This is a genomic window from Streptomyces sp. NBC_00466, assembly GCF_041433995.1.
Lineage (GTDB): Bacteria > Actinomycetota > Actinomycetes > Streptomycetales > Streptomycetaceae > Streptomyces.
This window is the reverse complement of sequence record NZ_CP107896.1, coordinates 1,612,433-1,626,604: the sequence shown is the minus strand read 5'-3', so window position 1 is coordinate 1,626,604 and position 14,172 is coordinate 1,612,433. Positions and strand designations below refer to the sequence as shown.

Here is a 14,172-nt window from a genome sequence, read left to right as displayed (position 1 = left end):
CGCCGTCCCGGCTACGCAGGGCGAACACCGAGATGGACCACGTCAGGCACGCCCCGGGCAACTGGGATCTCTTCGGTCCTTACCCCACTGAATCCGGCATTCCGCAAGGCTTCCTCAAAAGTCGCCGATGGCTGAGCCGACCAGACGGCCAGGATTCCTCCCGGTTTGAGCCGTTCCATACAAGCGGTGAGGCCGTCCGCGGTGTACAGCCCGCCGTTGTCGTCGGTGACCGTCCATCCTGGCCCGTTGTCGATGTCCAGGCACAAAGCGTCATATGCCGATGTGGATCCGCGCATGTGTGCGACCAGATCGGTGGGCAGGATCACAGTCCGGGGATCGGCGAGCGCCGTTCCCGAGATCCGGGCGAGCGGACCCTCCAGGTGCCAGTCGATGACGGCCTGCTCGCGTTCGACGACCGTGATCCGGCCCCAGCGGGGGTCCGCAGCGGCGTGTGCGAGTGAGAATCCGACGCCGAGTCCGCCGATGAGCACGGAGGGGCGGTCGCGGCCGGCCGGCAGTGCGGCCAGTGCCGCGTCGATCAGCAGCCGCTCCGAGCGGCCGTCCGATGTGTCCATCAGGAAGCACCCGTTGGCGATGATCTCGAAGTGCTCCCCGCGCTCGCGCAGCACGACCTCGCCGTACGGGCCCTCGCGCCGGTCAAGCGTGCGTACGTCGCCGATGTCGCTGATGTCGATGGGGGGTCTCCTCCCGGGCCGGCCCCGGACGCCACGGGGGGTGCGGGGGTTGCTTCGCGTGGTGGATGTCATAGGCGCCGTCGGAGGCTATCCCGGAGAGTGAACGTTGGGGGAGTGAGTCGAACGGACAGACCGACGGCCGACGGGACAGACAGAGTGCACCACACGCAGCGGACGCGACGCCCGGCCGGTGGCCCGGGCCGGGCCCTGCTGCCCTTGCTGCGCCTGCTGCCCACCCCCACCGGAACGCCCTTCACCTTCGTCTACGTCCTGGTGCTGGTCGCCACCTCGCTCTTCGCCGAGCACGCCGACCCGCACACCGTCACCGCCCTGCTGCGCGACTCCAGTACCGACATGGCCCATCTGGCCCGTACCCCGCTGCTCGTCCTGGTGGGCAGCGCCCTGTGGATAGCCGGCGGCCTGCTGTCGGTGTCCGCGGCCGGCTTCCTGCTCGTCCTCACCGCCCTGGAGCGCCGAATAGGCGCGCTGCACACCGGCGCGGTGTTCCTGACGGGGCACGTCCTGGCGACTCTGGCGACCGAGATCCCGGTCGGTGTCGCGGTCGCCGCCGGCCATCTCCCCGACTCCTCGCTCCACCGTTTGGACTATGGCATCAGCTTCGGACTGATGACCGGTGTCGGGGCCCTGGCCGGGCTGCTCCCGCCACTGCTGCGCTGGCCCCTCCTGGGGGCCGTCGCCACGGCGCTCGTCCAGGCGCTGCTGGCCCTCGGCGACCCTCTCACCGACTGGGGCCATCCGCTGTCGCTCGCCATCGGGGTGGCCTGCTGGCCGCTGGTGCGCCGCTGGGCCGCCGCCAGGACCGGCCGCACATCCCGGGCGGCCACGGCACCCGCTCCACTCGCAGGGTCCGAGCCGTCCGTACCGGTCGGCGCGAGCCCCTCCACGGGCGAGCCCGGCAGCCCCGCCGACGCCTCGGCTCCGGCCTCCTGACCTGGTGGCGGACCCGATCGCTGAGAGCGAACGGCCGCCCGGGAACACCAGCGCCCCTCTCGGCATTGAGTCTGCATAGCTCAACTTCACTGCCTAAGGGGAGATCATGGCTGACACGTCCACACCGCTCACCCTGCCCGTGCTGCCGCTCGACGACGAGGTCGTGCTGCCCGGAATGGTGGTGCCGCTGGACCTTTCCGACGCGGACGTAAGCGCCGCCGTGGAGGCCGCCCAGGCGTCTCCCGCCCGCTCCAGCGGCAACAAGCCGCTGGTCCTGCTCGTTCCGCGGCTCGACGGCAGTTACGCGAGCACCGGCGTCCTCGGCACCGTCGAACAGGTCGGCAGGCTCTCCGACGGAGACCCCGGAGCCCTGGTCCGCGGCCGGGGCCGGGTCCGTATCGGCGCCGGCACCACCGGTCCGGGCACCGCGCTCTGGGTCGAGGGGATCCACGTCGACGAGACCGACCCCGAGCCGCTGCCCGGCGCCGTCACCGCGCTGGTCAAGGAGTACAAGGCGCTCGCCACCGACTGGCTGAAGAAGCGCGGAGCCTGGCAGGTCGTCGACCGCGTCCAGCAGATCGAGGGCGTGTCGGCCCTCGCGGACAACTCCGGCTACTCGCCGTTCCTCACCCTCGCCCAGAAGACCGAGCTCCTGGAGACCGCCGACCCGGTGGCCCGGCTGAAGCTCGCCGTCCAGTGGCTGGGCGAGCACCTCGCCGAACAGGACGTCGCCGAGTCCATCGCCAAGGACGTCCAGGAGGGCGTGGACAAGCAGCAGCGCGAGTTCCTGCTCCGCCGCCAGCTGGAGGCCGTACGCAAGGAGCTCTCCGAGCTCAACGGCGAGGCGGACGACGAGTCCGACGACTACCGGGCCCGCGTCGAGGCCGCCGCGCTCCCCGGGTACGTCAGGGAGGCCGCGCTCAAGGAGGTCGAGAAGCTGGAGCGCTCGTCCGACCAGAGCCCCGAGGGCTCCTGGATCCGGACCTGGCTGGACACCGTCCTCGAACTGCCGTGGAACGAACGCACCGAGGACGAGTACGACATCAGGGGCGCCAAGGCCGTCCTGGACGCGGAGCACTCCGGCCTGGAGGACGTGAAGGAGCGCATCACCGAGTACCTGGCCGTACGCAAGCGCCGTGCCGACCGCGGCATGGGCATCGTCGGCGGCCGGCGCGGCGGCGCCGTACTGGCGCTCGTCGGCCCGCCCGGGGTCGGGAAGACCTCACTCGGCGAGGGAGTCGCGCACGCCATGGGCCGCAAGTTCGTCCGCGTCGCGCTCGGCGGCGTACGGGACGAGGCCGAGATCCGCGGACACCGGCGTACGTACGTCGGCGCGCTGCCCGGACGGATCGTGCGGGCGATCAAGGAGGCCGGCTCGATGAACCCGGTCGTCCTGCTCGACGAGATCGACAAGGTCGGCTCGGACTTCCGGGGCGACCCGGCGGCCGCCCTGCTCGAAGTGCTCGACCCGGCCCAGAACCACACCTTCCGGGACCACTACCTGGAGGTCGAACTCGACCTGTCCGATGTGGTGTTCCTGGCCACCGCGAACGTGCTGGAAGCCATCCCGGAGGCGCTGCTCGACCGTATGGAGCTGGTCAGGCTCGACGGCTACACCGAGGACGAGAAGGTCGTCATCGCCCGCGACCACCTGCTGCCCAGGCAGCTGGAGCGCGCGGGTCTGGAGCCCGGCGAGGTGGCGCTCGACGACTCCGCGCTGCGCAAGCTGGCGGGGGAGTACACCCGCGAGGCGGGCGTACGGAACCTGGAGCGGGCCGTCGCCAGGCTGCTGCGGAAGGTCGCGGCCCAGCACGAGCTGGGCGAGCAGGAGCTGCCGCTGACCGTCACCGACGCCGGACTGCGGCCGCTGATCGGGCGGCCCCACCATGTGCCGGAGTCCGCGCAGGACCCGGCGGAGCGCCGTACGGCGGTGCCCGGTGTGGCCACCGGACTCGCGGTGACCGGCGCGGGCGGCGACGTCCTCTTCGTCGAGGCGTCGCTGGCCGACCCCGAGACCGGCGCGGCGGGGCTGACCCTGACCGGCCAGCTCGGCGACGTCATGAAGGAGTCGGCGCAGATCGCGCTCTCCTTCCTGCGCTCGCGCGGCGCCGAACTGGAGCTGCCCGTCGCGGATCTGAAGGAACGCGGAGTGCACATCCACTTCCCGGCGGGCTCGGTGCCCAAGGACGGCCCGAGCGCGGGCATCACGATGACGACGGCGCTGGCGTCGCTGCTCTCCGGCCGGCAGGTCCGTACGGACGTGGCCATGACCGGTGAGGTGTCGCTGACCGGGCGGGTGCTGCCGATCGGCGGTCTGAAGCAGAAGCTGCTGGCCGCGCACCGGGCGGGCATCACGACCGTGGTGATCCCCAAGCGGAACGAGGCCGATCTGGACGACGTGCCGGCCGAGGTGCTCGACACGCTGGAGGTGCACCCGGTGACGGACGTACGCCAGGTCCTGGAGATCGCGCTGTCCCCCGCGGAGGTACGGGTTCCGGCGGCCGCCTGACGGCCCGGTGCCGTACTGGAGAACGGCTGAAGGAAAACGCAGGGCCCCCGGCAGCACTCCGGGGGCCTTGCGCTGGTCACGGTGCGGTGCGCGGGCGTCAGCCGTTGGCGAGTGCCTGGACCCGGTCCAGCGCGCCGTTGAACTTGTCATGGTCGCCGACCGTCGGTCCGGTCGAGGTGTACTGCCACATCGTCTGGTAGCCCCAGCCGGCGGGCAGCGCGCCCGGCGCCGAGTCGTAACGGGCGATCCAGAGCGGGTTGGTGGCCCCGAAGCTGCTGTTGTTCCCCGTGCACTGCGTCCACCAGCTGGTCGCGGTGTAGATGACCGCGTCGCGCCCGGTGAGCGACTTGTAGGTGTTGGCGAAGTCGTGGATCCAGGCGACCATCGATGCCGCGCTCAGGCCGTAGCAGGCGTCGCCGTACGGATTCCACTCGATGTCCAGCACACCGGGCAGGGTCTTGCCGTCGCGGGACCAGCCGCCGCCGTGGCTGACGAAGTAGTTCGCCTGGTTCGCACCGCTGGAGTCGTTCGGCGTCGCGAAGTGGTACGCGCCGCGGATCATCCCGACGTTGTACGAGCCGTTGTACTGCTGGGCGAAGGAGGGGTTCGTGTAGTAGTTGCCCTCGGTGGCCTTGGTGTAGGCCCACCGCACGCCGCTGCTCCACAGCGTCGCCCAGTTGACGTTGCCCTGGTAACCGGAGACGTCGACGCCTTCGGTCTGGACCGCCGAACCGGTGTTGCGAGGGGTGCCGCCCCGGCCGTCGTGGGCGATGACGCCCATCCCCATGGTGGCCGTGCCGCGGGCGGGGGTGTCGGCCGCGGAGGCCGAGCCGGGCAGGGCCAGCAGGGAGGTGAGGAAGGCGAGAAGGATCCCGACTGCGGCGATACGTCCGCGTCGGGCCGTTCCGGATCTGAGCACGGGCATGTGCGTGCCTCCGAAAGGCTCGGTGGGGGAGCTGGGAGAGCTCAGTCATCGCCGGCATGTCGTGGTGTGGACATGTCAGCGATGTCGACGCTACGCACGTAGACCCGTGCGGCGGAAGGGGGCCTGGGTGCTGCCGTTGGTCTACTCCTGCGAAATACTGGCCCAGCTGCGGCGATGGCAGACGCTGAAAGAAACTTTCAGGATCGGGAAAGCTCGTAAGGGGTGCTGACGTGCACGACAGCGGTACTGAAAGTGAACTCCCCGTCCCGCCGGGGAATGGTGTGGACCATGAATTCCTGGCGCTGGAACGGGAGTTGGCCGTCTTTCTGCGCCGTGCGCGGGCCTCGTCCGGCGAGATGTCGCGCGCCGTCCACCCTGATCTGGAGGCCGCCGCCTACGGGCTGCTGGTCTGCCTCGACGAGTGGGGCGGGCAGCGGGCCACCGACCTGGCCGCCTACATCGGAGTCGGCCGGGCGACCATAAGCCGTCAACTGCGGTCCCTCGAGGTCCTCGGGCTGGTCACCCGTGAGCAGGACCCCGGCGACGGCCGCGCCTTCCTGGTGCAGCTCACCGGCGAGGGGCGCGAACGGATGCGGCGGGTGCGGGACGCGCGCCGGGCCGAGTACGTACGCAAGCTGGACGGCTGGGACCGGACCGAGGTCGCGGAACTGGCCCGTCTGCTGCACCACTTGAACGCCCGCGCGGAGAGCTGAACCGGGGGGTGGGGGCCGGGTCTGCCCGGGTGGCCGGCCGACTGGCACCGAGCCGGGGCCGAAGGCTCTGCGCGGCCCGCGGAGGGACCCCCGCAGCCCCACCCGGATCCCCACGCCTCACCCGTATCCCACAGCCCCACCCGGACCCCTACAGCTCCAGCAGCACGGCCGACGCGTCGTCGTGCGTCTTGCTGTTCCGCAGGAACGCGCGGTCCGTGTCCGCGTCCTCCAGCGCCCGCACCCGCCCGATCAGCGCCTGCGGACCCTCCTTGCGCAGCACCGCCAGGCACTCCGCCCAGTCGCCCTCCCGGAAGACCTCGACCCACCGGCTCGCGCCGTCGCTGAGCGCGGCCAGTGCCCGTACCTCCGCCAGAGGCGTGCGCCCGGTCACCGCGCGCTCCGCCACCGCCGGATCGGCGGCCGCCGTGAAGAACCCGCCCTCCTGGTTCCGTGCCGCGTCGGCCGTCGCCTCGGTCGCCAGCACCTCGCGCGGCAGCCGGTCCAGGCGGTCGTCCAGCACCGCCCGTACGGCCCCCGACACGTCCTCGACCAGCAGGACCGAGTCGGACAGCACCAAGTGCTCGACGGTCTCGGCGGACCAGCGCGCCATGACGACGGTTGCCTGCGGGGTGCGCACGTGAGAAAGGTCACAGATTGAGCTGTGCGCTTCGGCGGTAAGGCGAATCGCCTCCGCAAGTACCTCACGCAGACTCATATCCCCCCGCGAACCGGACAGTTCGACCAGAGAACCGCCGAGCCGGGCGGTGAACCACGGCACGCCGTGTACACATCCGTCGGTCCCCGCGGGCGGAGTCACGCCGTCCAGCAGTACGAGCAGCCCGCCCCGCCCCGAGGCAGGCAGGACGGCTCCGGTCCAGTCCTCGTTGGGGCGTTCGGGGGTGCCGGGGGTGGAGGCGAGTTCGATCCGCATACCGGTCAGTCTGCCCGATGCCTTCACGAGGGGCGCACAGGCACGGTCGAAAGGTACGGACCGCCGTGCGGGCGGGGGAACTTGGCACGGAATGTACGACTCCGTAACTCCGTCGGCCCTCTGCGGGCGGGCATCCTGCCAAAGCCGGTCCGGAAGTTCCAACCGGCGCTCCGCGTGCGCCCCGCGTGCGCGGGTCGCAGAGTTGTTCGCCAACTTGCTGTTGATGTTCACTCGTTCAGGTGGCTGACCTGGTGATGCGCACTCCCCTCCCAAAACCACTGGAATGGTCAGAAGCCGTACCAGAGGTGGGAGTGCATCCTTGTGATCAGTCATCATCTCGGCGTCATGCGTGGACGAGTCAAGATTGTGAGCACCGGTGCAGAACAAGCGGCTTCGGGGCAACAGAGGCGTGCCACCCGAGCGCACCACCCGGGTACGCAGGCGCCTGGTCGCGGGTGTGGCCGTCGTCGGCCTCGCGGTCCTCGCGGCCGGCGCTCCGGCGGTCTACAGCGCGTCGGCCGAACTGACCGACGCCCAGCGTCTGGTCACCCTCTCCGACCTGGACCAGCAGACCGTCTCCCTGGCGCACGACCTCGCGGACGAGCGGGACGACGTCACGGTCTACATCGCGGGCGGGCGCGCCAAGAAGGACAGACTGGCGGCCGACCGGGCCACCCGTGTCGACAGCGACATCGAGGAGATCGGCGCGTCGGCACCGGCCGCTCTCCGGCATGAGCTCGCCACCCTCCCCTCCGTCCGCAGGACGGCGCTGACCGGTAAGAGCACCGCGCTCGAAGCCAACAAGGCGTACTCCGACCTGATCGAGAAGGTCCAGGAGATCTCCGGCCAACTCGCCGACCGCACACCGCCCGAGGACGCGGCGGCCACCCGCGCCGTGGCCGACCTCGGCCAGGCGGTCGGGCAGGCCTCGCAGACCCGCGGGCTGCTGCTCGGGGCGCTGGCCGTCCCGCGCCCCGTCACGACCTCCGTGTACGACCCGGTGACCGGCACCTACGTCCAGTCCGGCGGCAACGGCGGCGCGGACGGCCGCACCCGGGACGCGCTGAGCGCGGCGGCCCAGCAGGCCAGGGTCCGCGAACTCGCCGCCCTCGCCGACTTCGACCAGGCCGCCGGCCCGGCCGACCAGGAGTCGCTCGCCTCCACGGTCTCGGGACCGGAGGTCAGCACCGCCGAGAGCTATCTCTCGCGCCTGGCCGACCAGCCCACGCTCTCCGCGTCCGACCTCAAGACCAACCCGGTCAAGGCGGGCGCCGCACTCGCGGCACGCACCGATCAGATGCGCGGCGTCGAGGCCTCGCTCGGCATCCGGCAGGCCAAACGGACCGCCGCGCTCCGCGACGACGCCGTGACCGCTCTCGAACTGCGCATCGCCCTCGCCGGATTCCTGCTGCTCCTCACCATCGGCGTCGGCGCCGCCGTCGCCCGTACGCTCACCCGCCCGCTCGCGGTGCTCCGGATCGGCGCCGCGCGCCTGGCCGGCGCCCCCGAGTCGGAGGAGCCGATCGTCTTCACCGGCCGCAACGACGAGTTCGCCCAGGTCGTCCGGTCCATCAACGCCCTGCACACCAGGGTGGTGACCGCGGACGCCCGCGCCGAAGCCCTCGCGGGCGACCGGCGCGACCTGCGGGGCAGCCGGGACCGGTTCGACGCCGAGCGCGCCATGCTGGAGGCGGACACCGCCGAGGTCACCGCCCGCCTCGACCGGCTGCGCCACACCGTCCGCGCGACCTTCGTCAACCTGTCGCTGCGCTCCCTCGGCCTGGTCGAGCGTCAGCTCACCGTCATCGAGAGCCTGGAGGAGCGCGAGCAGGACCCCGAGGCGCTCGCCACCCTCTTCAAGCTCGACCACATGGCGACCGTGCTGCGCCGCCACAGCGAGAACCTGCTGGTCCTCGCGGGCACCGAGCACGGCCACGGACAGGGCGCGGGACCGGTACCCCTGGTGGACGTGCTGCGTGCCTCGGTCAGTGAGATCGAGCGGTACGAGCGGGTCGCCATCCAGTCCCTGCCGCCGCACGCCCAGATCGCGGGCTTCGCCGCCGACGACATCAGCCACCTCGTGGCCGAACTGCTGGAGAACGCCACCGCGTTCTCGCCGCCGGAAGCCCATGTCCAGCTCTCCGGCTGGCTCCTGGAGAACGGCGAGGTGATGCTCTCCGTCCAGGACGAGGGCATCGGCATGTCGCCCGGCCGGCGCACCGAACTCAACGCGCTTCTCGCCAACCCCGACGCCTCCCGTCCCGGCGCACCCGGCGACGAGCAGTCCGGCCTCGGCCTCCACGTGGCCTCGCTGCTGGCCAGGCGGCACGGCGTACGGGTCGAGCTGCGCGAGCAGAAGCAGGGCGGGGTGGCCGCAGTGGTCGTGCTGCCCAGCGCGCTGCTGCCGGACGGACCCCCGGTCCCCCCGCCGCACTTCGTCCCCGAATCCGGTACGGCACCCGCGATCAGCCTGCCGGGCTCGATGGCCGAGTCCAACTCCAACACGATCCCGACCAGGTCGCGTTACGAGATAGGGCCCGAAGCCCACGAGCGCACCGCCGACGAGGTGGACGAGCCGACCTTCACGATGCGGCGCCCCAGCCCCGTACCGGAGCCGGAACCCGTACGCGGGCCCGCACACGAGCCCGCGTACCGGCCCGGCCCGGCGGCCGCCGGACCCGACCCGGACCCGGCCACCGGCGGTATCCCGGAGCAGGGGGCCGGGCGCATCACCGACAAGGGGCTGCCCAAGCGCGTCCCCAAGGTCACCAAGCCCGCGGACACGGCCCCGAAACAGCGCACCAGCAGGGTGGACGCCGCGGCCCTGCGCAGTAGGCTCGGCGGCTTCCACCAAGGAGCGAAGGACGGCCGCAAGGACGTCGAAACAGAGATCTCGGAGCAGAGATCGGATGTTGTACGTACCGATGACGCGGGGGACAGTGTCGAGGAGGCACGCAGTTGACTGCGCCCAGCACATTCGGACTCAGCAGTGAAGCCCGGAACCTGCACTGGCTGTTGAAGAATCTCGTGGAGGAGGTCCCAGGGCTCCGTTCCATCGCCGTCGTCTCGTCCGACGGGCTGATGCTGCTCTCGTCGGACCCCGGGGTCTCGGCGGCCGGTTCGGTCCCGGTTGTCCGGCAGGGCGGCCCCAAGGGGTCGGCCGCCGACCTCGCCACCATTGTCTCCGGCATCGGCAGCCTCACCATCGGCGCCGCCAAGCTGATGGACGGTGGCAGCGTCAAGCAGACGATGGTCGCGATGGAGGAGGGCAGCGTCTTCGTGATGTCCATCAGCGACGGTTCACTGCTGGGCGTGCACGCCACACCGGACTGCGACATGAGCGTCGTCGCGTACCACATGGCCCTCTTCGTCGGCCGTGCCGGTCATGTCCTCACCCCCGAACTCCGCAGCGAGCTGCGCAAATCGATGGAGAGCGCCCAGTGACTCCGGCCCTCCCGGCCCGCAACCCGGATCGCCGCCCCGCGCGAGTACGCCCGTACTCACTCACCGGCGGCCGCACCAAGTTCGGCCACATCCTCTTCGTTGAGACCTTCGTGGCCGCGATCGAAGCATCCCCGGAGCGCCCGGAGCTGGCCAACGGCCCCGCGCGCCTCATGCCGGAGATGCGCGCCATCGTCGAGATCTGCCGCCGGATGCGTACCGTCGCGGAGATCTCGGCGCTGCTCAAGATGCGGCTGGGGGTCGTCCGCGTCCTGCTCAGCGACCTCGCAGACCAGGGAAAGATCCGTGTGTACGGTACCGGGCACGGCGAAGGCCAGCCCGACCGCGCCTTGCTCGAAAGGGTGCTGAGTGGACTCCGCCGTCTCTGAGACGCTGATCCCCGCCGAGGCCGATGAGTCCGTCCAGGCCTGGCAGAACGACCGCACCCGGGCCCCCATATCCACCAAGATCGTGGTGGCGGGCGGCTTCGGCGTGGGCAAGACGACCTTCGTCAGCTCGGTCTCGGAGATCACCCCGCTCCAGACCGAGGCCCTGATGACCCAGGCGAGCGAGGAGACCGACGACCTCAGCGCCACGCCGGACAAGGTGACCACCACGGTCGCCATGGACTTCGGCCGGCTGACGCTCGACGACGACCTCGTGCTCTATGTGTTCGGCACGCCGGGGCAGCAGCGCTTCTGGTTCATGTGGGACGACCTGGTGCGCGGCGCGATCGGCGCGATAGTCCTCGCCGACACCCGCAGACTCGCCGACTGCTTCCCCGCTCTCGACTACTTCGAGAGCTGCGGGCTCCCGTACATCGTCTCGGTCAACCACTTCGAGGGCACCCCCGACTTCGAGGCGCAGGACGTGCGGGAGGCTCTGACGATTCCCCCGCACGTGCCTGTACTGATCATGGACGCGCGTAACAGAATGACGGTGGTCGAGTCCCTGTTGGCCCTGGTGGGCCACGCACTCGACGCCACCCCCGAATAGGAGAACAACCCGCCATGCGGAAGATACTCATCGTCGGAGCCGGCCAGTCCGGGCTCCAGCTGGCTCTCGGCCTCCAGTCCCAGGGCTACGAGGTCACGCTCATGTCCAACCGCACGGCCGACGAGATCCGCTCCGGCAGGGTCATGTCCACGCAGTGCATGTTCCACACGGCCCTCCAGCACGAGCGCGACCTCCAGCTCAACTTCTGGGAGTCCCAGGCGCCGAAGATCGAGGGCCTGGGCGTCTCGGTCGCCGCGCCCGACTCCTCCCGCGCCATCGACTGGGTCGGCAAGCTCGACGGTTACGCCCAGTCCGTCGACCAGCGCGTGAAGATGGCCGGCTGGATGGAGTCCTTCGCGCGGCGCGGCGGCCAGTTGGTCATCCACGGCGCGGCAGTCTCCGACCTGGACTTCTTCGCCCGGACGTACGACCTGGTGATGATCTCGGCGGGCAAGGGCGAGCTGGTCTCGATGTTCGGCCGGGACGCGGCGCGCTCGCCGTTCACCGTGCCCCAGCGCGCGCTGGCGGTTTCGTACGTGCACGGCATGGGCGTACGCCCCGAGCACCCCGACTTCGACGCGGTGCGCTGCAATCTGGTCCCCGGCGTCGGCGAGCTCTTCGTGATGCCCACCCTCACCAACAGCGGCCGCGCGGACATCCTCTTCTGGGAGGGCGTGCCCGGCGGCCCGCTGGATGCCTTCCAGGGCATCAAGGACCCCTCCGAGCACCTGGCCCTCACGCTCGAACTGATGGAGAAGTTCACGCCCTGGGAGTACGCGCGGGCCACCAAGGTCGAGCTGACCGACGCGGGCGGCACCCTCTCCGGCAGGTACGCCCCCACGGTCCGCAACCCCATCGGGCGGCTGCCCGGCGGCGGTCTGGTCCTCGGCGTCGCCGACGTGGTCGTGGCCAACGACCCGATCACCGGCCAGGGCTCCAACTCGGCGTCGAAGTGCGCGGCGGCCTACCTCGGCTCCATCGTCGAGCGCGGCGACCAGCCCTTCGACGAGGCGTGGATGCAGCAGACGTTCGACCGCTACTGGGAGACGGCACAGCACGTCACCAAGTGGACGAACGCGATGCTGGGCGTCCCTCCGGAGCACGTACTGAACCTCATCGGGGCGGCGGGCCAGCTCCAGCCCGTGGCGGATCGTTTCGCCAACGGGTTCAACAACCCCGCCGACTTCGAGAACTTCTTCTTCGACCCGGAGAAGACGAACGCGTACCTGGCCTCGGTCACCGGAGCCTGAGGCCAGGCGCCGGGCGTTCAGGCGTCCGGCGTTCAGGCGTCCGGGCGGACCGCGCCGAGGATCGGGTTGGCCGCGATGGGGGAGACCTTCACGTCGGCTCCGGGGCGGGGTGCCTGGACGACCTTGCCGCCGCCGATGTACAGCGCGACATGGGTGGCCTTCGGGAAGTAGACGATCAGGTCACCCGGGCGCAGTGACCGCAGCGAGACCCTGGGCAGCCGGCGCCACTGCGCCTGGCTGGTCCGGGGAATCGTGCGCCCGGCGTGCGCCCAGGCACGCCAGGTCAGCCCCGAGCAGTCGAAGGAGCGGGGGCCCTCGGCGCCCCAGAGGTACGGCTTGCCGACCTGGGCGAGTCCGTACGCCACGGCCCGGGTGCCGCGCTTCGACGCCGAGGCCTGCGGTCCGCTCAGCGCCCCGGAGGCGTCCAGCGCGCCCTGGGCAGCGGTCGTATCGGCGGCGTCCTGCGCCTGTACGTCGGAGACCTCGCCCGGGGAGAGCCCGGCGAGCAGTGCCTCCGCCTCGCGCAGACGGGCCTGGGCCGTCCTGTACTGCTGCTTCTGCCGGGCGACGAGTGCCTGCTTCTTCTGCAGCGCGGCACGTGACGCGGTGTCGAGTGCCCCGGCGTGCGCCTCGGCCTTCTCCAGCCGGCGGGCCTTGGCCATCAGATCGGCCGATGCCCGCCGGAACTGGTGGCCCGCGTCGAGAGCCTGCTGGGGGTCGCCGCCCAGCATCAGATCCAGATAGGGGGACAGCCCGGACTGCTCCTGGTACTGCTCGCGCGCCAGCCGGCCCGCGGCGTTACGGCTCTGGGCGAGCTCCATCCGCGCCTTCACCAGACCGGCCCCGACGCTCTTCGCCTTGACCTGCTGGCGCTTGAGCGCCTCCGTGGTGGCGCGGTAGGTCTGCCCGGCCTGCTCGGACTGCTGGTAGAGGGTCCGGAGCCGGGTCAGGGTGGCCTCGGCGGGGGTACGGGGAGCGGCGGGCGCGGCAGCGGGCGCGCCCGGTGCCGGGTCGGTCCCTCCGGGGGCGGTCGGGCCCGGGTCCGCCGCAGTGCCACCGGGACTGGTGGGACCAGTGGGACCGGTGGGACCGACAGGAGTTGCGGGGCCGGTGGGGGCGGGCGATGCTGCCGGGCCCGGTTCAGGGACGGGGCCGTGGAGGCCGACCGGAACGGCGAGTGCGGGGGTCGCACCGACCACCACCGTGGCCAGTGCCGTCGTACAGATGAACCGCAGCAGTCTGCCTGACACCACAACACCTCTGCTTCCGGGGCGGACCGTCCGCCCCGGGCCGAGCATGGGGCGAAGCCGTCGTTGTCACCTCCGGGGTGGGCGGATCGGCTCAATCCCGTCACCCATACAGGGCGGAACGGTTGCGGGGCCCGCCGCCTGACTTGGTATCAGGCGCCTTGTCCGGCGTGCTGCCCGGCTTCAGGCCTCCCCTCCGGCGTCACGTCTCTGCTCCCGGTCTCACGCCTCCGGTTGCCCGTCCGGTTTCGACCAGGGCCACTTCAGGGTGCGGGGCCGGCCGTCCGGTGCGTACACGTACTTCCAGCCGCGCTGAATGCCGAGACGCCTGGTATGGCCGGCCGGGGTGCGGACATAGACCAGTACCGTCGGCGGCCCGCCCCCGGCGTCCGGGACGGGAACCTCGTACACCTTGGGCGGGTGGCCGGTCGGGCCGAGCAGGACGGGCAGGATCCGCCCGTCCAGCGGACCGCCCTCGAACAGGGTCTCTTCGCTCTTCACCGGGCCAGTCTGA

At 71.2% G+C, this 14,172-nt stretch carries 13 protein-coding genes; 8 read left to right on the top strand and 5 right to left on the bottom strand.

Annotated features, from left to right (window positions below):
* Positions 1-11: 11 nt before the first annotated feature.
* Positions 12-767: a spermidine synthase gene (locus tag OG210_RS07110; protein WP_328331370.1), complete on the bottom strand. Its 756-nt coding sequence runs from the start codon at positions 765-767 to the stop codon at positions 12-14.
* An 84-nt stretch (positions 768-851) separates the two neighbouring features.
* On the opposite strand from OG210_RS07110, the gene OG210_RS07105 reads away from it, so the two are divergent.
* On the top strand, positions 852-1,646 hold the full coding sequence (locus OG210_RS07105) for a rhomboid-like protein (protein WP_371535342.1): 795 nt from the start codon (positions 852-854) through the stop codon (positions 1,644-1,646).
* Positions 1,647-1,752: 106 nt separating this feature from the next.
* On the top strand, positions 1,753-4,155 hold the full coding sequence (gene lon, locus OG210_RS07100) for an endopeptidase La (protein WP_371535341.1): 2,403 nt from the start codon (positions 1,753-1,755) through the stop codon (positions 4,153-4,155).
* Positions 4,156-4,252: 97 nt separating this feature from the next.
* Here the strand turns inward: lon and OG210_RS07095 are convergent, their stop codons facing one another.
* The gene (locus OG210_RS07095) at positions 4,253-5,080 is read right to left on the bottom strand and encodes a lysozyme (protein WP_328331374.1); all 828 of its coding nucleotides are present in this window, start codon (positions 5,078-5,080) and stop codon (positions 4,253-4,255) included.
* Positions 5,081-5,310: 230 nt separating this feature from the next.
* Between OG210_RS07095 and OG210_RS07090 the strand changes: the two genes are divergently transcribed.
* Entirely contained in the window at positions 5,311-5,793 is a 483-nt protein-coding gene (locus OG210_RS07090; protein WP_371535340.1) for a MarR family winged helix-turn-helix transcriptional regulator, read from the top strand.
* A gap of 148 nt (positions 5,794-5,941) precedes the next feature.
* On the opposite strand, the gene OG210_RS07085 is transcribed toward OG210_RS07090, so the two are convergent.
* A complete protein-coding gene (locus OG210_RS07085) occupies positions 5,942-6,724 on the bottom strand; it encodes a hypothetical protein (RefSeq protein ID WP_328331378.1) in 783 nt (260 codons plus the stop codon).
* 409 nt (positions 6,725-7,133) lie between these two features.
* On the opposite strand from OG210_RS07085, the gene OG210_RS07080 reads away from it, so the two are divergent.
* From OG210_RS07080 to OG210_RS07060, 5 genes are read left to right on the top strand one after another with little or no spacing between them, the layout of a single operon-like run.
* On the top strand, positions 7,134-9,686 hold the full coding sequence (locus OG210_RS07080) for a nitrate- and nitrite sensing domain-containing protein (protein ID WP_371535339.1): 2,553 nt from the start codon (positions 7,134-7,136) through the stop codon (positions 9,684-9,686).
* Positions 9,683-10,168: a roadblock/LC7 domain-containing protein gene (locus tag OG210_RS07075; RefSeq protein WP_328331382.1), complete on the top strand. Its 486-nt coding sequence runs from the start codon at positions 9,683-9,685 to the stop codon at positions 10,166-10,168. The genes OG210_RS07080 and OG210_RS07075 overlap by 4 nt, the downstream gene beginning before the upstream one ends.
* Positions 10,165-10,554, top strand: a complete 390-nt coding sequence (locus OG210_RS07070; RefSeq protein WP_371535337.1) for a DUF742 domain-containing protein — start codon at positions 10,165-10,167, stop codon at positions 10,552-10,554. Before OG210_RS07075 ends, OG210_RS07070 begins: the two co-directional genes overlap by 4 nt.
* Positions 10,535-11,161, top strand: coding sequence for an ATP/GTP-binding protein (locus tag OG210_RS07065; RefSeq protein ID WP_328331386.1), 627 nt, complete (start codon positions 10,535-10,537; stop codon positions 11,159-11,161). Before OG210_RS07070 ends, OG210_RS07065 begins: the two co-directional genes overlap by 20 nt.
* Before the next feature lie 14 nt (positions 11,162-11,175).
* On the top strand, positions 11,176-12,411 hold the full coding sequence (locus OG210_RS07060; RefSeq protein ID WP_328331388.1) for a styrene monooxygenase/indole monooxygenase family protein: 1,236 nt from the start codon (positions 11,176-11,178) through the stop codon (positions 12,409-12,411).
* 32 nt (positions 12,412-12,443) lie between these two features.
* Here OG210_RS07060 and OG210_RS07055 read toward each other — a convergent pair whose 3' ends face one another.
* Both OG210_RS07055 and OG210_RS07050 read right to left on the bottom strand, forming a co-directional pair.
* Positions 12,444-13,661, bottom strand: a complete 1,218-nt coding sequence (locus OG210_RS07055; protein ID WP_328331390.1) for an NlpC/P60 family protein — start codon at positions 13,659-13,661, stop codon at positions 12,444-12,446.
* Positions 13,662-13,880: 219 nt separating this feature from the next.
* Positions 13,881-14,159: a hypothetical protein gene (locus tag OG210_RS07050; protein ID WP_328331391.1), complete on the bottom strand. Its 279-nt coding sequence runs from the start codon at positions 14,157-14,159 to the stop codon at positions 13,881-13,883.
* Positions 14,160-14,172 lie beyond the last annotated feature (13 nt).